Below are 18,680 nucleotides of genomic sequence, written 5' to 3'. Positions count from 1 at the left end.
TCAGGAACGCCTCCGAGGAATCGGGGGCGTTTCTCTTGGTTGAAATCAGGTCAGGTCGGGGCTGGCTCCCTCCGCCGTTCGGTAGGGCAGGTACTTCGGGAACCAAAAACGGCTCTCGATAAAGGCGTCGAGTTCCTCGTCATTCAGGTTCTGCACCCGCTCCTCCCGCGCCACCCCTTCCGTGATCGCCTGCCGGGCGACGCGCAGGGCGACGGCGCGGCTGGCGTCGCGCAGGGCGCGGGTGGGCGGATAGGTACGCTCCGGGGACTCGCGGGCGGTGAAGTCCGCGAGGGCGTAGGCGGCCTCCGCGACCATCCCTTCCGTGATTTCGCTCGCCCGGGTCAGGACGGCGGCGAAGCCCAGGCCCGGGAAGATGAAGGCGTTGTTCCCCTGCCCGATCTGGTATGTCTGCCCTTCCAAGGTCACGTCGGGGAAGGGACTGCCGGTGGCGACAATGGCCTGGCCGTCTGTCCAGCGCAGGACGTCCTCGGGGAGGGCCTCGGTGTTCGAGGTGGGATTCGACAGCGGGAAGATGATGGGCCGCGCCGCGTTGGCGTGGACCGCCCGCACGATGGGTTCGTTGAAGATGCCCCCCTGCCCGCTGAGGCCGAGCAGGACCGTCGCCCCCGCCTCGCGCACCACAGTGAGGAGGTCGGTGCCTGCCCAGCCTTCCGTGATGCCCTTCGGTGTGGCGAGCGGCTGCTTGTAGTCCTCCATGCGGCGGTCGTCGGTGAGCAGGCCGCGCGAGTCGAGGACGAAGACGCGGTGGGCGACCTCCTCGGGAGCCAGTCCCTCACGGCCCATGCCCTCGCGGATGGCGGCGGCGACCCCCGCTCCTCCGGCTCCCGCCCCGTGGATCACCACCACTTGATCCCTCAGCCACTCGCCCTTCAGCGCGCAGGCTCGTAACACACCCGCCAGCGTCACCGCTCCCGTCCCCTGGATGTCGTCGTTGAAGCTGGGCACGACTTTCCTGTACCGCTCCAGCACCCGGAAGGCCGTGTCCTTGGAAAAATCCTCCCACTGGATGATCGCCTTGGGATAGCGTTCCTGCACCGCCTGCACGAAGGCGTCGATAAAGGCGTCGTACGCCTCGCCCGTCAGGCGGGGATGGCGGGCCCCCAGGTAGAGGGGGTCCTCGATCAAATCCTGCCGTCCAGTGCCCACGTCGAGTTCTACGGGCAGCGTCTTGTCCGGCCCCACCCCACCCGCGACCGTGTACAGGCTCAACTTACCGATAGAGATCGCCATGCCGCCGAAGCCCTGATCCCCAATCCCCAGAATGGCGCTGGAATCGGTCGCCACAATCATGCGTACGTCTTGCAGGTGGACGTTGCCCAGCAGTTCGCGGGCGCGCTCGACATGCGCCGTACTCATGGCGAAGCCGCGCGGATAGCGGTACAGGCGGGAGAACTGCTGCACGGCCTCCCCCACGGTGGGCGTGTAGATGATGGGCAGCATCTCCTCGACGTGGTCTTCGAGCAGGGCGAAGAACAGCACCTCGTTGTGGTCCTGGAGGTTGCGGAGGTAGGCGTGCTTTTCCAGCGGTGTCCCCTGCTGGCGAAAGCGCAGGTAGGCCCGCTCCTTCTGCTCCTCCAGGGAACTGACGCCCGGGGGAAGCAGCCCCTCCAGGCCCAGCAGGCGGCGCTCCTCCTCGGTGAAGGCCGTGCTCTTGTTCAGCAGCGGGAGGTGCAGGAGGGGAAAGCCCGTCACCCGCACCTCCAGAAAGCGGTGCCCAGCAGGGTCGCGTTTCACGTCGTAGTAGCGGGAGATGTGGGCCATGTCCCAGGGTAATCGGCGAAGGGGCGGGGGTGGCGGGAAAGGTCTCCCCAGGAAGACGCGCGTACCTTAGCGGGGATGAGCCGGGACGGGGGGAACCGCCCGGGGGCGCAGGGTCCAGAGCCAGGCGGCCAGCGCCGTGTTGATCACCATGTTGAAGATCGCCGTTTGCAGGGCGTAGTGCCCCACGGCCCACCAGTAGGCGTTGATCGCCGCGTTGAGCAACATTCCCAGGGCGACCAGGCCCGTCAGGGGGGCATACCGCTCGTCATCCCGGGCAAAGACCCAGTACATCACCCCCGTAATCAGCAGCACCCCGCCGTACTCGGAGGCCAGGCCCCAGTTCGTGAGGTTGAGCGCGAACACCCGGTCGGCGAGGACGGGAAACAGCAGGGTGATGCCCGCGAGGGTGAGCCAGACAGACGCGACGCGGAATGCCAACTGCCGGGAGTGCATGGCTGGACCTGCCTTTCCGTGGGGGGACGAACGGCCAGACCGACGGCAAGAGGACGGGAAGTTGCCGAATGCCGTCCCCATCGTAACCCCCCGGGGCTGGCCGGGGGCAACCCGTCACGCCGCGACTCCGCCTCAGTCCCGCGCGTCCGCCGCCTTTCTCAGCGGCAGGTACTTGGGCACCCACGAGCGGCGGCGGACGAAGGCTTCCAGCTCCTCGTCGGTGAGGTTGCGGATACGGCGCTCGGCACAGACGCCCTCGCTGATCGCGCGGCGGGCGACCCGCACGGCCACCTTGAGGCTGATCTCGCGCAGGGCGCTCACGGGCGGATAGACGCGCTCGCCGTAGCCAGGGGTCTCGTCGGCGAGGGTCTGCGCCGCCTCCATCACCATGCCGTCGGTGATCTCGCGGGCGCGGCTGATGACGGCCCCGAAGCCCAGCCCCGGGAAGATGAAGGCGTTGTTGCCCTGCCCGACCGGGTAGGTTTGCCCCCCATGCTCGATGTCGGGGAAGGGGCTCCCCGAGGCGACAATCGCCGCCCCCTGCGTCCAGCGGATGAGGTCGGCGGGCTGCGCCTCCACATTGCTCGTCGGGTTGGAGAGCGGGAAGACGATGGGGCGGGCGGTGTGCGCGAGCATCGCCTCGACGGTGGGCTGGCGGAAAAGGCCGGGCACACCGGTCAGGCCGAGCAGGGCCGTGGCCCGGGCGTTCACGACCGTCTCGTGCAGGGTGGGCCACTCGCCCTCGTACGTCCAGCCGGAGATGTCCCCCGCGTGGCGGGCGAAGGAGAACTGGTAGGCCTCCAGGCCGGGCTGGTCGTGCATGAGCAGGCCGTGGCGGTCCACCACGTACACGCGGGCGTTCGCCTCCGCGTAGCTCAGGCCCGCCTGCATCAACCCCTGGCGAATCGCCCCCGCCACACCGATGCCGCCCGCCCCGGCACCGACGACCACGAAGGTCTGGTCTTGCAACCGCTCACCCTTGAGCCGACTCGCGCTGATCAGCCCGGCCAGGGCCATCGCCCCCGTCCCCTGAATGTCGTCGTTGAAACTCGGCACGACCTTGCGGTACCGCTCCAGCACCCGGAAGGCCGTGCCCCGCGCGAAGTCCTCCCACTGGATGATCGCCTTGGGGTAGCGGGCGGCGGTCGCCTCCACGAAGCGGTCGAGGAACTCGTCGTACTCGGGGCCGGTCAGGCGGCGGTGATGGACGCCCAGGTACAGGGGGTCGTCGATGAGGTCCTGGCGGTCGGTACCCACGTCGAGTTCGACGGGGAGCGTCTTGTCCGGCCCCACGCCGCCCGCCGCCGTGTACAGGCTCAGCTTGCCGATGGAGATCGCCATCCCGCCGAAGCCCTGGTCCCCGATGCCCAGAATCGCGCTGGAATCGGTCGCCACGATCATCCGCACGTCGTTGAGCGGCACGTTCTCCAGCAGTTCCTCCACCCGGTCGATGTCCTCGGTGCTCACCGACAGGCCGCGCGGGTAGCGGTAGATGTGGGAGAAGACGCGCACGGCCTCGCCCACCGTCGGGGTGTAGAGAATGGGCAGCATCTCCTCCAGGTGGTCGGCGAAGATCGCGTAGAACAGCACCTCGTTGCGGTCTTGCAGGGCGCGCAGGAACTCGTGCTTCTCCAGGTCGGTCGTCTGCTGGAGGTAGCGCAGGTAGGTGCGCTCCTTCTGCTCCTCCAGGGTGCTTGTGTGGGGCGGGACCAGGCCCTCGATGCCCAGCACGCGGCGTTCCTCGCGGGTGAAACCGGTGGACTTGTTCAGCAGCGGGATATGCAGCAGCGAGAAGCCGGTCACGTTCACGTCGAGGTAACGGTGGCCGTCCTCGTCGCGCTTCACGTCGTAGTAGCGGGAGACGCGCGGAGCTTCGGGCATAACCGGAGAAGTCTAGCTCGGCTGCACTGGACGGGGTTCAGGCACGAAAAGCACGCAAGGCACGGGAACGGTCAGTCCCCGCGCGCCGCCCACCGCTCCCGCAGCCGCTCGAAGCCCGCGTCGATCCTCGCCTGTGGGAGCGCCAACTGGCCGGTCGTGCCGTGCCCGATCTCGTCGCCGAGTTCGGAGACGGCGCGCATGGAGCAGACGATGTGGCGGCCCTCCATCCGCTCGAAGGTGGCGGTCACGGTGACGGTCATGCCGGGCAGCGCCGAGGCGGTGTGCGTGACCTGCACCTCGGTGCCGATGCCGCCCTCGCCGTCCTCCAGGAAGGGGAGGATGATCTTGCGGCCCGCCTCCTCGAAGTGCCGGGCCAGCCAGTACGTCGCGTAGACGGGGTGGACCGCGCCGAGTTCGCCGAACTGCACGGTCATCTCGTCGGTGACCAGGACGGTGAGGGTCTGGGTGTAGCCGGGCGGGATGGGGCGCATGGGGGCAAGGTAGCAGGCGTCCGGGACCGTCCGTGAAGGAAATACCGTGCGGTGGTGGGCCGGAGCGTTCGGAACCGCCCCTTAGACTGCCCGCATGAAGTTCGCCGACCTGTTCACGCTGATTCGGGAGGCGGCGCTCGCCTTCGGGCAGGACAAGGCCCCCCGGCTGGCGGCGGCCATCGCCTACTACGCCATGTTCAGCCTGGCGCCGCTGCTGCTGTTCGCGGTGGCGGTCGCGGGGTTTTTTCTGACGAACGACGCCGTCATCCATAATCTGTTCGGCGAGGGCGGCCTGGTCGCGCAGAACCTGGGGGAGCAGGCCGCCTCCTTTCTGAGCGAACTGGTGACCAAGCAGGAGGGCCTGCAACGCGGCTCCATCGTGGCGACGGTCATCGGCTTCGTGACCCTGCTTCTGGGCGCCACCGGCCTCTTCGTGCAGCTTCAGGACGCCCTGAGCAGCATGTGGGGGGCCGACCCGCCACCCCCCCAGGGCATTGTCAAGATCGTGCAGACGCGGGTGATCTCGTTCCTGCTGATCCTGGGCATCGGCGTGGTGCTGCTCGCCTTCCTGGGTCTGAACACCTACCTCTCGGCCATCGCGCAACACCTGGGCGACGTGATTGGGGCGGGCGCCTTTTTTGTGCGGGCCGGGACCGCGCTGCTGAGCGTCGCGCTGCTGACCCCCATCTTCGCCTTGATCTACAAGTTCCTGCCCGCCGTGAAGCTCCAGTGGCGCGAGGTCTGGGTGGGGAGTGCGGTGACCGCCGTGCTGTTCATGCTGGGCCAGGTCGCCATCGGCATCTATCTGGGCCGGGCCGCGCCGGGGAGCGTCTTCCTGGGCGCCGCCTCGCTGGTGGCGCTGCTGCTGTGGATCTACTACAGCGCGATGATCTTTTTCTTCGGCGCCGAGGTCACCTGGGTGTACTCGCAGAAATACGGCTCCCACGCGGGCGGCGCGGTCAACACCGGCAAGAAGGCGGCGCTGGCCGCCAAGGGCGCGCAGATCGACCCCACCCCCAGCGCCCAGGAGGCCGAGGCCCAGGCGAACGCCGACCCGCAGGACGCCCGCGCGGACGCCCGTGGCCGGGTACAGATTCCGGGACCGCAGGCCGCCCCTGCCCGGGGTGGGGCCGGGGAACCGTTCCGGGTGCGGACCCTCGTTCCGAGGGACACGGTGCCGGGTGTGGGGCGGGCGCTGTGGAACGCGGTCACGGCGGTCATGGCCGTCCCGGCGGTGCTGGTATTGAGGGTGCTGGGCTGGAAGGGCACGCGGCGGGTGCGGCGCAAATAGGGTCACACCCCGCCCGCGTTCTGCCCCCTACAGCCCCGTCACCGGGTAGGGCAGCGTCCCCTCGTAGATCGCGCGGCCCACGATGGCGCCGTGGATGCCCTCCTCGGCGAGGAGCCGCACGTCGTCGAGATTTGCCACCCCGCCGCCCACGATGAGCGTATTCGTCCAGAGCTGGCGCACCTGCCGCATCAGCTCGCGGTTCAGGCCCCTCAGGGTGCCGTCGCGCGTCACGTCGGTGAAGATCAACGTCTCCAGGCCCGCCCCCGCCAGCGTCGGGGTGAGTTCGGCCACGCTGACGCCGCTGCCCTCGGCCCAGCCGTGGGTGGCGACCTCCAGTCCGCGCGCGTCGAGGCTCACGATCACCCGCTCGGGGCCGTGGGCCGCGATCAGTTCCCGCACCAGCTCCGGGCTCTTCACGGCGGCGGTGCCGATGACGACCCGCTCCACCCCGGCCCGGAGCAGCTCCTCCGCTGCGGCCCGGTCGCGGATGCCGCCCCCGACCTCGACCGGCACCTCCAGCTCGGCGGTGATCTGCCGGATGACCTCGCGGTTCTGGCCCCGGCCCGTGGCGGCGTCGAGGTCCACCAGATGGACCAGGCCCGCGCCCAGCCGGACCCAGTGGCGGGCGGCCTCCAGCGGGGAGTCGAAGTACACCGTCTCGCGGTCGGGGTCACCCTCATACAGCCGGACGGCGCGGCCCGACTGGATGTCCACGCAGGGGATGATCTGGGGGAGGGGGGCAGCGGTCATGCGGGCAGGATAACGGCCAGCAGGTACACTCCGGGGGTCGTGCGCATCGGGATCGTCACCGCCACCTACCTCCCGTCCCGGAACGGCGTCGCCACGAGTACGGCGCTGTACGCCCGCGGCCTGCGCGAGCGGGGCCACGAGGTCCGCATCTTCGCCCCCCGCCACCCCCAGGCCCCGGAACGCGAGGAGGGCGTCTACCGCCTCAACTCCTCCTTCGCGGGGGCGCGGGCGCTGGGGGCTCCCGCCGACTACCCGATCATGCTGGCCCCCGGGCCGCTCCTCACTGCGCGGCTGCCGCTGCGCGACCTCGACGTGCTGCACACCATGCACCCCTTCCTGGCCGGGCGGCTGGCGCTGACGTGGTCGCGGCTGGCGAACGCCCCGGTCGTCTTCACGGCCCACACCCAGTACGACCAGTACCTGCACTACACCCCGATGCCGAGGCGGGTGGGCCGGGCGATGCTGCGCCCGCACATCTCGGCCTTCGCCCGGCGGGTGGACACCGTGCTCGCCCCGGGGCGCGCGATGGAGCAGATGCTGCGCGAGTACGGCTTCGGGGGCGAGGTGACGCTGTTTCCCAACCCGGTGGACCTCGCCGCCTTCCGGGAGGCGCGGGGCGAGGATTTCCGGGCCGAGCACGGCGTGCCGGGGGACGTGCCCCTCGTGATGTACCTGGGCCGTCTGGCGCCCGAGAAGAACCTGGACGTGCTGCTGCGCGCCTTCGCCCGGGCGCAGGCCTCGCGCCCGGAGCTGCGGCTGGTGGTGGTGGGCGACGGCCCCAGCCGCGAGGAGGCGCAGGACGGGGCGCCGCAGGGCGTCACCTTCACCGGCCCGCTTCCCTATGCCCGCGTGCCGGACGCCCTCGCCGCCGCCGACGCCTTCCTCACCGCCAGCACCTCGGAGGTGCTGCCCATGAGCATGATCGAGGCGCTGGCGGCCGGAACGCCCCTCGTCGCCGCGCACAGCCCCGCCGCGCTGGACCTCGTGCGGGACGGGCTGAACGGCATCGTCACCGACCCCACGCCGGACGCGCTGGCCGCCGGACTCCTGGGCATGTTGCGCCCGGACCGGCTGCCCGCCCTGCAAGCCGGGGCAAGGACGAGCGCCGCCCAGTACGACCTCCCCACCCGCGCCGCCGCGCTGGAGGAGGTCTACGCGCGGACGGTGGCGCGGGGGCGGACGCGCAGCCGCTTCTGGGCCGGGAAGAACTCCTGAAGCTCGTCCCGCCACAACAGCAAGAACCCCCGCTGACTCGCGGGGGGTTCCTACGCTGGTGCCGAGGATGGGATTTGAACCCACACGCCTCGCGGCGCTAGTCCCTGAAACTAGTGCGTCTACCAATTCCGCCACCTCGGCATTCCTTGGCTTCGCCCACACGGGGGCGCGTTTCAGGCTTGCTTACTTTAGCGGCGAGTCGGGGGGCTGTCAACAGGCGGGCAGGGCAACGACGAAGTCCTGTGGTGGCGGGGCGCGCTGGTGAACTCCTCAGTCGGCTTCGCCGACAGCCCCACTTAGAGGGGAACTGGGTTCACCCTTGCCCTCCGGCGGTTGCCTCCGCCAAGGTAGGTGGCCCGCAGAGCCAAACTCGCAGAGCCGCACCGCAGAGGGGTCAAACGGGGCGGTGCCTGCGACTTTGCGGTTGACCTGCTCAGGCAGTTCGCATCCCTCCCAGTGCCTGCTCCAGAAAGGCCCACACGTCGGCGGCCTCCTCGATCACCAGCGTAGTCGGCTTGCCCGCCCCGTGCCCGGCGCGCGTCTGGATGCGGAGCAGGGTGGGGGCCTCCCCCGCCTGGCAGCGTTGCAACTCGGCCCCGAACTTGAAGGAGTGGGCGGGCACCACCCGGTCGTCGTGGTCGCCCGTGGTGATGAGGGTGGCCGGGTAGGTGGTGCCGGGCTTCAGGTTGTGCAGCGGCGAGTAGGCGAGGAGCGTGGCGAACATCTGCGGGTCGTCGGCGCGGCCATAGTCGGAGGCCCACGCCCAGCCGATGGTGAAGTGCGGGTAGCGCAGCATGTCGAGCACGCCGACCTGGGGAATGGCCGCCGCGAAGAGGTCGGGCCGCTGGGTCATGCAGGCGCCCACGAGCAGCCCGCCGTTGCTGCCCCCCTGAATGCCCAGGTGCGCCGGGGAGGTCACGCCTGTTTCGATCAGGTGCTCCGCGCAGGCGATGAAGTCATCAAAAACGTTCTGCTTGCGCTCCAGCGTGCCCGCCTGGTGCCACTCCTCGCCGTACTCGCCCCCGCCGCGCAGGTTGGCCTGCACGTACACGCCGCCGCGCTCCAGCCACGCGACGCGCGAGGGGCTGAAGGCGGGCGTCAGGCTGATGTTGAAGCCGCCGTAGCCGTAGAGGAGGGTGGGATTTTTCCCGTCACGCGGCAAACCCTTGCGCCCCACGATGAATAGGGGCACCCGCGTTCCGTCGCGGCTGGTGGCGAACTCCTGGGTGACCTCGTACGCCGAGGCGTCGAAGGTGAGGGGCGGGTCGGCGAGCGGTTCGAGTTCGCCGTCCGGCAGCAGCAGGCGGTAGGGCGTGGCGGGCGTCAGGAAGGAGGTGAAGCCCAGGAAGACCTCGGGGTCGTCCTCGCGCGTCTCCAGTCCGCTGAGCGACCCGAGGCCGGGCAGGGCCACCTCGCGCCGAAACGTCCCGTCCCGCCCGTACAGCCGAACGCGGTGGCTGGCGTCCTCGAGCGTGACGGCGAGCAGGCCGCCCGGGACTGGCGACACATACTCCAGCTTGTGGGGACCCTCGGGGATCAGGTCGCGGCGCTCCCCGGTCACCACGTTCCAGGCGATCACCTTGCCGCGCGGGGCGTCCTCGTCGGTCTTCAGGAGCAGCACGTCCCCCTCGCTCCCGATCAGGTCGAAGCTCGCCCGGAAGTCGGGGACGAGTTCGGTCCAGGGACCGTCCGAGGTCAGTTCGCGGACCCACAGCAGGTTCTTCGGGCTGGTGCCCATCCAGACGCCCAGCACGAGATACCGCCCGTCGTGGGTGACCCGGGGGGAGAAGCCCCAGTCAGGCTCGTCGGGGCGGGCGACGATCAGGGTGTCCTCCGCCTGCGGGGTGCCGACTCGGTGGAACATCAGGCGCTGGTTGCGGTTGGTCCCCGTCAGCGTCTCGCCCTCCCCCGGCGCGTCATAGGCGCTGTAGTAAAAACCGCTGCCGTCCGGGAGCCACTCCGCCCCGCTGAACTTGCTCCACTCGATGCGGTCGGGGGTGTCCTCCCCGGTCCCCACGTCCCGCACGTGCCAGGTCAGCCAGTCGCTGCCCCCGCTCTGAAGACCGTAGGCGAGCCGCCCGCCGTCCTCGCTGAGGGAGGCGCCCGCCAGCGCGACCGTGCCGTCCGTACTCAACGCGTTGGGGTCGAGGAGGATGCGCCAGGGGCCACGCGGGCCATCGGCGACCTGCAACACGGGCTGGTTGAGAAGGCCCGGGTTGTGCTGGCGGAAATACCGTTCCCCGCGTTTCCAGGGGGTGCCCCCGCGCGGGAAGTCCCACAGGGCAGTCAGGCGCTCACGGTAGGCGGCGCGGGCGGGCAGGGTATCCAGGTAAGCATCCGTCACCCGGTTCTGCGCCTCCACCCAGGCGCGCGTCTCGGGCGAGTCGGGGTCTTCGAGCCAGCGGTAGGGGTCGGGCACCCGCACCTCGGCGCCCTGGGCATCGGCGTAGATATCCACGTGGTCGCCACGCGGGGACTCGGGGTATGGGAGGGTCACGGGGGGCATTCTGTCACGGGACGCCCAACCTGGCGCGGCCTGGAGCATTGGGAAGAAGAATGCTGTCATGCTGAGCGAAGCATCTCCTCGTTGCCCTGGGAGACCCTTCACTTCGTTCAGGGTGACAACTCTTTTTTCGTCCACTGCTGCAACGAGAAGAGGGCGAGGCCAAAGACCCCGCCCCCTCCCTTGCCTTCTTACTTCACCAGGCCGAGTTTGCGGACCTCGTCGCGCTCCTCGATGAGTTCCTGGGCGGTGGCATCCATCTTGCCGCGGCTGAAGTCGCTGATCTCCAGGCCCTGCACGATCTCGTACTGGCCGTTCCGGGTCCGCACGGGGAAGCCGTAGATCAGCCCTTCGGGGACGCCGTAGGAGCCGTCGGACGGGATGCCCATGCTGACCCACTCGCCTTCCGGGGTGCCCAGCGCCCAGTCACGCATGTGGTCGATGGCCGCCGACGCCGCCGACGCCGCGCTGCTCGCCCCGCGCGCCTCGATGATCGCCGCACCGCGCTTGGCGACGGTGGGGATGTAGGTCGTCTCGTACCACTCGCGGTCCACGAGGTCCAGCGCGGGCTGGCCGTTCACCGTCGCCTGCGACAGGTCGGGGTACTGGGTCGAGGAGTGGTTGCCCCAGATCGTGATGTTCTTGATCGCGCTGACGGGCTGCCCGGTCTTCTCGGCGAGCTGCGAGATGGCGCGGTTGTGGTCGAGGCGCACCATCGCGGTGAACTGCCTGGGATCGAGGTCGGGCGCGTTCTGCTGGGCGATCAGGGCGTTCGTGTTCGCGGGGTTGCCCACCACGAGCACCTTCACGTCGCGGCTCGCCACGGCGTTCAGCGCCTCGCCCTGCGGCTTGAAGATGCCGCCATTCGCGCCCAGGAGGTCGCCGCGCTCCATCCCGGCCTTGCGGGGCATCGCGCCCACGAGGAGGGCGTAGTCGGCGTCCTTGAAGGCCACCATCGGGTCGTCGGTCGTCACGATGTCGGCCAGCAGCGGGAAGGCGCAGTCGCGCAGCTCCATCACGACGCCGTTGAGGGCCTTGAGGGCGGGCGTGATCTCCAGCAGTTGCAGGATCACGGGCTGGTCCTTGCCCAGCATGTCGCCCGAGGCAATGCGGAAGAGCAGGCTGTAGCCGATCTGCCCGGCGGCGCCGGTCACGGCCACGCGGACGGGTTGCTTGGTGTTCATGGTCATGGTGAAGCCCTCCCGAAAGGTGAAGTTTTTCGGCCCATCCTAACGTGAGGGAGTGGGGAGGGGCGGGGGGCGTTCCTCGGGGGGGGACAGTTCACTCCACCCGCCCCAGCGCCTCAATCACCCGCTCACACCGGGGCGGGTCGATGGTCAGCCCCGCCTCCAGCCCCGAGAGCCAGTAATCGACGGTGCGGACGTAGGTCCAAGCGTGGGTCAGCTCGGCGCTCAATCTTGCTGCATCCACGATCCAGTCAAGCGCCCAATTCACCCCGCCGTGCGCCTCGATTTCCTCCAGCCGCCACCACACCAGTTGGGCTACGCCATATTCCGGATTCCCGGCGAGCACCTGGGGATCAATCACCAGCCAGGGTTCGCGTTCAGCCCTCAGCACGTTCCCGTCGTGAATGTCCCAGTTGACGAGCAGATTCCCGACCGAGGGGGCGAGGTTGGAAGCAAGGTCTACGGCCTGCTCAATGACGTATCGGGGCAGTGGACGGCCCTGCTGTTCCCAGCGTCGCGGCAAGGAGGAGGAAATCCGCCGCGCCACCGTCCCCAGCGAGGGAAACTCCGCGGGGGCTGGAATGGCGAGGCGCCTGAGGAGCGTCCCGGCGACGTGCAGGGCCTCCTCCACCCCGATCTCGCTCAGGTCCGCCGCACTGTCGAGGCGTTCGAGGAGCAAAGCCTGCCGCCCCACATCCGCCCGCAGCAGCCGAACCGCGCCCCGCCCGTCCCACAGCGTCAAGGCGGCAACCGCCCGCTCCAGCGTGCCGTCCTCGTCCGGCCAGGTGACCTTGAGGACGGCGGGCGTATCGGGGCCGCGAACGGCGAAGACCAGGCCCCATTCCCCGTACATGGCTGGGCCTTCCACCTCCAGACCCCACGCAGTACACAGCTCAGTCACGCGCCCAGGCAGCGACGCGATCCAGCGGCGGCCCGCCTCGCCGGAACGGGCGATGGTCCTTTCCGCGAAGGCGGCGGGAACGGCGATCATCTCAGATCGGCGCGTCTTCCTGGAACCTCGGCTCTCGCTTTTCGCGCAGGCTGGCGAGCCCCTCGCGCACGTCGGGACCGGTAAAGCCCAGGAATTCAAGAGCCAGGCTGGTGTCGAAGGTCGGCCCCATCGCCCGCAGCCAGTTGTTCAGGGCGTACTTCGTCCAGCGGACGGCGGTGGGGCTGCCGGTGGCGAGCTTGCGGGCCACAGTCCACGCCCGGTCCAGCAGTTCCTCGTCGGGCACGCAGAGGCTGACCAATCCGATGCGCTCGGCCTCCTCGCCGGAGACGGGCTCGCCGGTCAGGAGGTGGTACTTGGCCTTGTTCAGCCCGCAGAGCAGGGGCCAGATGATCGCGGCGTGGTCCCCGGCGGCGACGCCGAGGCGCACGTGCCCGTCGAGGAGCCGCGCCGTTTTCGCCGCCACGCTCACGTCGGCGAGCAGGGCGACCGCCAATCCCGCGCCGACACACGGGCCGTGGATGGCGCTCACGATGGGCTTGCCGCAGTTGATGACGTTGTACACGAGGTCACGCGCCTCGCGCCACACCCGGGCGAGGGCGGTGAAATCGTTCGCCATCTCCTCAATGAGCGTGAAGTCGCCGCCGGAGGAAAAGCCCCGCCCCTCGCCCCGGATCAGGACGCAGCGGACGCCGGGGGCGGCGTCAATGTCCCGCCACACGTAGGTCAGGGCGCGGTGGGCCTCGGCGTTCACGGAGTTCAGCGTCTTCTCGCTGCGGATGACGAGTTCGAGGATGCCGGGGCCATGCAGGGTGAGGGAGAGGCCGGGGTAGGCGCCCGGGGCGGTGAGTTGCTCGGGGGTCATGGGCGGAGGGTAACACCGGGGCGCCGCCACCCCAGCGTTCCGACCAGGGCGGCCAGGCCCATGCTCGCCAAGACCAGGGGCACGACCGCCCGCCAGCCCCCCAGCTCGAAGGCGTGCCCCGCGACCACGCTCGCCGCCGCGCCGCCGCCGTAGTAGGCGAGGTGATACAGGCCGGTGGCGAGGCTCCGGGCCGTCCGAACGCTGCGCTGCACGGCGGCGAGGGCGGCGGACTGGGCCAGGAACACGCCGCAGGCCCCCGCCGCCACACCCCCGATCACCAGCGGCAGCGGTGCGGCGAGCGTGACGACGAGCCCGGTGACGCTGAGGGCCACGGCGGTCAGCAGCCCGGTTCGGGGCCCCCGCGCCGCGAGGAACGGCCCGGCGACGGGGGTAATCACCACGCCGAGGAGGTACACGGCGAAGATCGCCCCCGTCTGCCCCGTGCTCAGCCCATACGGCGCCCCCGCCAGCCGCAGGGTGAGGGTGTTGAAGGTCCCCACCAGCGTGAAGAGGATCAGGAACCCCACCGCGCAGGTGGCGAGGAGTGCCGGGTTCCGCAGGTGCGCGGCCAGGCCCGACAGGACCGCGCGCGGATCACGGTGGGCGTGGAAGGCCCGTTCCCGCGGCAGCCCCGCGCGGGCGAGCAGGAATCCGGCGAGGGACGCGGCGGCGAGGAGCCAGAAGGCGGCGTGCCAGTTGCCCCACCCGGCGACCAGACCGGAGAGAAACCGGCCCAGAAAGCCGCCCAGGACGGTGCCCGTGACGTAACTCGTCAGCGCGCGGACCCGGCTCTCCGGCGGCACCTCCTCCGCGATGTAGGCGTTCAGGGCGACCATCACGCCGGGGATGAGCAGCCCCTGGGCGAAGCGCGCCGCACTCAGCAGGGGCAGGCTGGGCGCCAGGGCGGCGAGCGCGGCGGGCAGCATCAGCCCCGCGAAGGCCGCCAGCACCGTCCGCCTCCGCCCCACCGCGTCGGCGAGCACCCCCACGAGCGGCGACGCGAGGCTCATCGCCAGCAGACCCGCGCCCACCACCCCGCCCACCTCGGCGGCCCCGGCGCGGAACTCGCGGGCGAGGAGGGGCAGCAGGCTCTGGGGCGCGTAGACGTTCAGGAAGACGAGTGTGCCGAGAACGGCGAAGGTCAGCGGGTGCGGGACGCGGGGGGCCGGACTCAAGGCAGCCCGACCAGCCCCAGCGGGTTCACGAGCGCCGTCCCCACCCCGAGTTCGGCGGCAACCCGGGCATCCGGCACGCCGGGTGGACCGGCCAGCAGCAACGTCGGGCGGGCCTCCAGGCCAATGCTGCCCGTGGCGTCCAGCCGGGTCAGCAGCGCCCCGAAGGTCCAGTCGCGCACCCACAGCCGTTTGACGGCGTGCAGGGCAGCGGTGCCGGGCGGGGTGACGCGCGCCGCCTCGGTCTCCCGCTCCCCGGGGCGCCGGGCGTGGACCTCTCCCGCGCTGAGGCCCGCGTTCCCCAGCGCCCGGTAAAGGACCTGCACCGCGTCGTCCAGGAGCGAACTCGTGCGGACGAGGGCCTGGGCCTGTTCCGAGAGCACCTCCAGCAGGTCCTCGTCGAGCCGGGCGGGGTTGATCGGGGCCAGCAGGCGCGAGAGCTGCTCGGGCAGGTTGGCCGTGCGGTAAAAAGCTTCCTCGAAGGCGGGGGGAATCAGCATGGCGGCGGGCACGCGGTCAGGGTGGGCGGCCAGCCGGTGCGTCTCCGCGCCCACCTGGGATTCGGGAAAGCGGGCCGCCTCCGCGAGCGTCAGCATGGGGCAGAGCTTAGCGTGGCGGGGAGCGAGCCATACTGCGGGCATGACCCCCGACCCACGGCAGTATCCCATCGGCCCCCTTCAGGACCTCCCGGGTCGGGACGCGGCCACGCTCGCCGGGGTCGCCACGCGGATGGAGGGCGCGGCCCGCGAGTGGCGGGGGGTGTTGACAGGACGGGACGAGGCGGACCTGAACCGCACCTACCGCCCCGGCAGTTGGACCGTCACCCAGCTCGCCCACCACACGGCGGACGCCCACCTCCACGGCCTGAACCGCCTGCGCTACGCCCTGACGACCGGGGACTACGTCATCCAGCCCTTCGATCAGGAGACGTGGCTGACCCTCCCCGACGCGGCCCTGCCGGTGGGGGTGGCGCTCGACCTGCTGGACGCGGCGAACGCCCACTGGGCGGCGCTCCTGGGGGGCCTCTCCCCCGAACACTTTGCCCGCCAGGTCACGCACCCCCAGGAGGGCGGGCAGGACCTGTGGCGGCTCGTCGCCAAGCACGACTGGCACCTGCGCCACCACCTCGCCCAGGTGGGCCTGGCGCTGGGGGGATAGACCCCTTCAGACCTCCAGGTGGGCGTGGTCGTTGTACGTGAGGAGAATCCAGCGGCCCGCCTCCCGGGTGAGGCGGGTCAATCCTGTGTGGGCCAGGCGGTAGGGGAAGGGCAGGACGTAGCCCGGTTGCGGCGGGGCGGGCCACCCGAACAGGTCGCACAGCAGGGCGCGGACGGCGGCGCCGTGGGTGAAGGCGGTGACCGTCCCGGCGGGCAGCTCCTCGGCCCAACTCCTCAGCCGGGCGGCCACCCCCCGCAGGCTCTCGCCGCCCCCGGGGGCGGGAAGGGTCCAGGGGTCGCGCTGCCACTCCGCGTACTCGGGGTCATGCCGCACCTCGTCCGTCGTCCGGCCTTCGTAGCGGCCGAAGTTCAGCTCGCGCAGCCGCACGTCAAGGGTGAGGGGGTGCCCCGGCAGGGCCAGGCGGGCGGTGTCGGCGGCCCGCTGAAGGTCGCTCGCGTACACCGTCCCGGGGTCGGTCCCAGCCAGCCGCCGCGCCAGCCGTTCGGCCTGCCTCTCCCCCACCTCGCCCAGCGGCATGTCGGTCCAGCCCTGCCAGCGGCCCTCGCCGTTCCAGACGGTCGCGCCGTGGCGGATCAGGGTGAGGTGCAGGGCGCTCAGGGACGCGCCTCCGGGTCGGGTTCCTCGCTGAGCGTGTCCAGCCCGTCCACCAGGGGGGGCACCGGGCGGGGCCGTCCCTCCTCGTCCACGGCGACGAACACGAAAAAACCAGTCGTGGCGAGTTGCTGCTCGCCCGAGGCCATGTTCTCGCGGTACACGTCCACCCGCACCCGCATGGAGGAGCGGCCCACCCGCACCACCCGCGCGTCGAGGGCCACGGCGTCCCCCACCCGAATGGGCACGTGGAAGTCCACGCCGTCCATGCGGGCCGTCACGACCGCGCCGCCCGCGTGCCGCACCGCCGCGACCGAGGCCGCCTTGTCCATCAGCGACAGCACGAAGCCCCCGAAGGCCGTGCCCAAATAGTTGGTGTCCTTGGGAAACACCAGTTCCAGCATCCGCGCCCGGCTGCGGGGCGCCTTGTTCACGACTTCCGCCATCCTCTGACCTCTCTCCTACCGGGGCTGTGCGCCCCGGCGCGCCCGTGAGTGTACAGGGGCGGGGGGAAGAGAGGCGCCCTGCTAGCCCACCTCGGGCAGCCTGCTCCGTACGGAGGAGGCCAGCCCCGCCAGTATCCCGCGCAGCACCTCGGCGTGCCTGCCCAGCGCCCGAACGTCCTGGCGCAGGTAGGGCAGGAGATCGGGGCTCATCTCGAAGACCTGGTCCCCGGTGTGCCAGGCTTTTTGCAACGTGGTCAGCACCTGCTCGTACTCCGGGGACGCGACGCGGCCGTAGGGGTAGCGGCTGAGCTGCTCGACAAGGTCCGTGAGTTCGAGCAGCAGGCGCCGCCGCAACGCCAACAGCGTGGTGAGCTCCTCCGGGGCGGCCATAAGACACCGTACCGCCCGGCCCTCAAAAGATTCGCAAACAGCGCCGCGTTCCCTGGCCGTTTCTGCACAGCTCCTTGACAATGGGCCGCCACGCTGATCCCACTGCCCAGCACCAGGCCGACCGGGTGAAGTCGGCGGGCCGGTCCTCCCGGGACGGGGCCAGCCGGGGCGGCCTTCTCCCACCTTTCATCCGGCGGGCTCCCGGAATGGGGGAAGGACAATTGACACCTCCTCGCCCCCATGCCAGCATGTCGGGCACACCCAACTTGGACCGCGTTCAGGGCTTCACGGCCCCGTGCTTCTCCCCCGGCCGTGCCTGGCCCTGCCCGCCGGAGGTTCCTATGAAGCGACGCACGCTGGTTTCCCTCGCCCTCACCCTGGCTGCCGGTTCCGCCCTGGCCGACAAAGTCGTGAACATCGGATACAGCGGCCCCTTATCTGGCGGCGCGGCCTTTTACGGCAAGGACGTGCAGAGCGGCATCGAGATGGCGATCAACGAACTCAACAAGGCGGGCGGCGTCACCGTGGGGGGCGAGAAGGTCACCTTCAAGCTCGTCTCGCTGGACGACCGCTACCTGCCCAACGAGACGGCCACGAACGTGCGGCGCCTCACCTCGCAGGGAATCGAGGTGATCTTCGTGCCGCACGCGGGCGGCATCCTGACCGTGCAGCCGCTGACCACGCGCGACCCCAACTTCCTCTTGGTGGCCTACTCCAGCGAGCCCAAGATCCTGGACGCCAACAATCCCCTCACCTTCATGCTGCCGCCGCGTTACGACAACTACCTGCAACCCTTCGTCGCCACCCAGATGAAGGCGTTCGGCAAGAAGCTCGGCATGGTGGGCACCACGAGCGCCTACGGCAAGCAGTGGGCCGAGGCGATCACCGGCGAGTGGAAGAAGCAGGGCGGCACGGTGGGCACGAACAACGGGGTGGACTACGCCACGACCGTGGACTACTCCAGCGCGGTGACCAAGGCGCTGGCCGAGAAGCCCGACGTGCTGTTCGTGGGCGGGCCGTCGCAGCCCACCGCGCTCGTGATCAAGGCGGCGCGCGAGCAGGGCTTCAAGGGCGGCTTCATCGTGATGGACCAGGCGAAGTTCGAGCAGATGGAGACGGTCGTGCCGCGCGCCTACCTCAACGGCTCGGTCGGCGTGCTTCCCACCCGCGAGTTCCCGGGCACCCAGCTCTTCGTGGCGCAGTACCAGCGCGCCTACCGCAAGATCCCCACCAGCGAGGCGGCCCTGAACTACATGGGCATGAACGTGATCGCCAAGGCGATGGAACTGGCCGGGAAGACCGACGACCCGCAGGCCATCCGCGCCCAGCTCAACGCCGCCGCCAAGGCGCTGCCGCAGAGCAAGACGGTCTACAAGCTCGCGGGCGTGACCCCGAACGGCCACGTGGACGCCGAGTTCATCATCGCCAGCGTGAGGGACGGGAAGTACACCCGGCTGCGCGTCGCCAAGGTCTACAAGTGACATGCTCTCCCCTTTGACAGGGGGGGCTTCGCGCGACCAGCGGGGAAGCACCTT

The 18,680-nt window shown here is 70.3% G+C and carries 18 protein-coding genes and 1 tRNA gene; 4 read left to right on the top strand and 15 right to left on the bottom strand.

Annotation, left to right across the window (positions count from 1 at the left end):
- Positions 1–45 precede the first annotated feature (45 nt).
- From DAERI_RS14795 to DAERI_RS14780, 4 genes are all read right to left on the bottom strand, one after another.
- On the bottom strand, positions 46–1,782 hold the full coding sequence (locus DAERI_RS14795) for an NAD-dependent malic enzyme (protein ID WP_103130208.1): 1,737 nt from the start codon (positions 1,780–1,782) through the stop codon (positions 46–48).
- Between the two features lie 66 nt (positions 1,783–1,848).
- Positions 1,849–2,220 carry a hypothetical protein gene (locus tag DAERI_RS14790; RefSeq protein WP_133162044.1) on the bottom strand — a complete coding sequence of 124 codons (372 nt, stop codon included), beginning with the start codon at positions 2,218–2,220 and terminating at the stop codon, positions 1,849–1,851.
- 147 nt (positions 2,221–2,367) lie between these two features.
- Positions 2,368–4,116, bottom strand: a complete 1,749-nt coding sequence (locus DAERI_RS14785; RefSeq protein ID WP_103130206.1) for an NAD-dependent malic enzyme — start codon at positions 4,114–4,116, stop codon at positions 2,368–2,370.
- Positions 4,117–4,187: 71 nt separating this feature from the next.
- The gene (locus DAERI_RS14780) at positions 4,188–4,607 is read right to left on the bottom strand and encodes a thioesterase family protein (protein ID WP_103130205.1); all 420 of its coding nucleotides are present in this window, start codon (positions 4,605–4,607) and stop codon (positions 4,188–4,190) included.
- Positions 4,608–4,701: 94 nt separating this feature from the next.
- Between DAERI_RS14780 and DAERI_RS14775 the strand changes: the two genes are divergently transcribed.
- Complete coding sequence (locus tag DAERI_RS14775) at positions 4,702–5,898, top strand: YihY/virulence factor BrkB family protein (protein WP_103130204.1); 1,197 nt, start codon at positions 4,702–4,704, stop codon at positions 5,896–5,898.
- A gap of 27 nt (positions 5,899–5,925) precedes the next feature.
- Here the strand turns inward: DAERI_RS14775 and hisA are convergent, their stop codons facing one another.
- A complete protein-coding gene (gene hisA / locus DAERI_RS14770; protein WP_103130203.1) occupies positions 5,926–6,648 on the bottom strand; it encodes a 1-(5-phosphoribosyl)-5-[(5-phosphoribosylamino)methylideneamino]imidazole-4-carboxamide isomerase in 723 nt (240 codons plus the stop codon).
- A 39-nt stretch (positions 6,649–6,687) separates the two neighbouring features.
- Between hisA and DAERI_RS14765 the strand changes: the two genes are divergently transcribed.
- Positions 6,688–7,863 (top strand): glycosyltransferase, encoded by a 1,176-nt coding sequence (locus tag DAERI_RS14765; protein WP_103130202.1) that lies wholly within the window; start codon positions 6,688–6,690, stop codon positions 7,861–7,863.
- Between the two features lie 56 nt (positions 7,864–7,919).
- Here DAERI_RS14765 and DAERI_RS14760 read toward each other — a convergent pair.
- From DAERI_RS14760 to DAERI_RS14730, 7 genes are all read right to left on the bottom strand, one after another.
- A tRNA-Leu gene (locus DAERI_RS14760) sits at positions 7,920–8,004 on the bottom strand.
- 292 nt (positions 8,005–8,296) lie between these two features.
- On the bottom strand, positions 8,297–10,369 hold the full coding sequence (locus DAERI_RS14755; protein ID WP_165794226.1) for a prolyl oligopeptidase family serine peptidase: 2,073 nt from the start codon (positions 10,367–10,369) through the stop codon (positions 8,297–8,299).
- A gap of 188 nt (positions 10,370–10,557) precedes the next feature.
- Entirely contained in the window at positions 10,558–11,550 is a 993-nt protein-coding gene (locus tag DAERI_RS14750) for a malate dehydrogenase (protein ID WP_103130337.1), read from the bottom strand.
- 97 nt (positions 11,551–11,647) lie between these two features.
- A complete protein-coding gene (locus DAERI_RS14745; protein WP_103130200.1) occupies positions 11,648–12,544 on the bottom strand; it encodes an aminoglycoside phosphotransferase family protein in 897 nt (298 codons plus the stop codon).
- A 1-nt stretch (position 12,545) separates the two neighbouring features.
- On the bottom strand, positions 12,546–13,367 hold the full coding sequence (locus tag DAERI_RS14740; protein ID WP_103130199.1) for an enoyl-CoA hydratase/isomerase family protein: 822 nt from the start codon (positions 13,365–13,367) through the stop codon (positions 12,546–12,548).
- Entirely contained in the window at positions 13,364–14,542 is a 1,179-nt protein-coding gene (locus DAERI_RS14735; protein ID WP_235610413.1) for an MFS transporter, read from the bottom strand. Before DAERI_RS14735 ends, DAERI_RS14740 begins: the two co-directional genes overlap by 4 nt.
- Complete coding sequence (locus DAERI_RS14730) at positions 14,539–15,135, bottom strand: hypothetical protein (RefSeq protein WP_103130198.1); 597 nt, start codon at positions 15,133–15,135, stop codon at positions 14,539–14,541. Before DAERI_RS14730 ends, DAERI_RS14735 begins: the two co-directional genes overlap by 4 nt.
- 43 nt (positions 15,136–15,178) lie before the next feature.
- On the opposite strand from DAERI_RS14730, the gene DAERI_RS14725 reads away from it, so the two are divergent.
- Positions 15,179–15,697: a DinB family protein gene (locus DAERI_RS14725; protein WP_103130197.1), complete on the top strand. Its 519-nt coding sequence runs from the start codon at positions 15,179–15,181 to the stop codon at positions 15,695–15,697.
- Positions 15,698–15,703: 6 nt separating this feature from the next.
- Here the strand turns inward: DAERI_RS14725 and DAERI_RS14720 are convergent, their stop codons facing one another.
- The 3 genes from DAERI_RS14720 to DAERI_RS14710 form a co-directional block, all read right to left on the bottom strand.
- On the bottom strand, positions 15,704–16,291 hold the full coding sequence (locus tag DAERI_RS14720) for a histidine phosphatase family protein (RefSeq protein ID WP_235610420.1): 588 nt from the start codon (positions 16,289–16,291) through the stop codon (positions 15,704–15,706).
- A 20-nt stretch (positions 16,292–16,311) separates the two neighbouring features.
- Positions 16,312–16,755 (bottom strand): acyl-CoA thioesterase, encoded by a 444-nt coding sequence (locus tag DAERI_RS14715; RefSeq protein ID WP_103130196.1) that lies wholly within the window; start codon positions 16,753–16,755, stop codon positions 16,312–16,314.
- Positions 16,756–16,836: 81 nt separating this feature from the next.
- A complete protein-coding gene (locus tag DAERI_RS14710) occupies positions 16,837–17,145 on the bottom strand; it encodes a hypothetical protein (protein ID WP_103130195.1) in 309 nt (102 codons plus the stop codon).
- 341 nt (positions 17,146–17,486) lie between these two features.
- Here DAERI_RS14710 and DAERI_RS14705 point away from each other — a divergent pair, with 341 nt between their 5' ends.
- Entirely contained in the window at positions 17,487–18,626 is a 1,140-nt protein-coding gene (locus DAERI_RS14705) for an ABC transporter substrate-binding protein (RefSeq protein ID WP_103130194.1), read from the top strand.
- The last annotated feature ends 54 nt before the right edge of the window (positions 18,627–18,680 follow it).

The sequence above is a fragment of the Deinococcus aerius genome, assembly GCF_002897375.1.
Lineage (GTDB): Bacteria > Deinococcota > Deinococci > Deinococcales > Deinococcaceae > Deinococcus > Deinococcus aerius.
This window is presented reverse-complemented; position numbering and strand designations above follow the sequence as displayed.

What these genes read in the sequence shown, in the direction of transcription:
- DAERI_RS14755 (WP_165794226.1), bottom strand. Translation starts at nt 10,369, where the DNA reads ATGCCCCCCGTGACCCTCCCATACCCCGAGTCCCCGCGTGGCGACCAC.
- DAERI_RS14710 (WP_103130195.1), bottom strand. Translation starts at nt 17,145, where the DNA reads ATGGCCGCCCCGGAGGAGCTCACCACGCTGTTGGCGTTGCGGCGGCGC.
- DAERI_RS14715 (WP_103130196.1), bottom strand. Translation starts at nt 16,755, where the DNA reads ATGGCGGAAGTCGTGAACAAGGCGCCCCGCAGCCGGGCGCGGATGCTG.
- DAERI_RS14730 (WP_103130198.1), bottom strand. Translation starts at nt 15,135, where the DNA reads ATGCTGACGCTCGCGGAGGCGGCCCGCTTTCCCGAATCCCAGGTGGGC.
- DAERI_RS14780 (WP_103130205.1), bottom strand. Translation starts at nt 4,607, where the DNA reads ATGCGCCCCATCCCGCCCGGCTACACCCAGACCCTCACCGTCCTGGTC.
- DAERI_RS14705 (WP_103130194.1), top strand. Translation starts at nt 17,487, where the DNA reads ATGAAGCGACGCACGCTGGTTTCCCTCGCCCTCACCCTGGCTGCCGGT.
- DAERI_RS14795 (WP_103130208.1), bottom strand. Translation starts at nt 1,782, where the DNA reads ATGGCCCACATCTCCCGCTACTACGACGTGAAACGCGACCCTGCTGGG.
- hisA (WP_103130203.1), bottom strand. Translation starts at nt 6,648, where the DNA reads ATGACCGCTGCCCCCCTCCCCCAGATCATCCCCTGCGTGGACATCCAG.
- DAERI_RS14725 (WP_103130197.1), top strand. Translation starts at nt 15,179, where the DNA reads ATGACCCCCGACCCACGGCAGTATCCCATCGGCCCCCTTCAGGACCTC.
- DAERI_RS14775 (WP_103130204.1), top strand. Translation starts at nt 4,702, where the DNA reads ATGAAGTTCGCCGACCTGTTCACGCTGATTCGGGAGGCGGCGCTCGCC.
- DAERI_RS14740 (WP_103130199.1), bottom strand. Translation starts at nt 13,367, where the DNA reads ATGACCCCCGAGCAACTCACCGCCCCGGGCGCCTACCCCGGCCTCTCC.
- DAERI_RS14785 (WP_103130206.1), bottom strand. Translation starts at nt 4,116, where the DNA reads ATGCCCGAAGCTCCGCGCGTCTCCCGCTACTACGACGTGAAGCGCGAC.
- DAERI_RS14750 (WP_103130337.1), bottom strand. Translation starts at nt 11,550, where the DNA reads ATGAACACCAAGCAACCCGTCCGCGTGGCCGTGACCGGCGCCGCCGGG.
- DAERI_RS14745 (WP_103130200.1), bottom strand. Translation starts at nt 12,544, where the DNA reads ATGATCGCCGTTCCCGCCGCCTTCGCGGAAAGGACCATCGCCCGTTCC.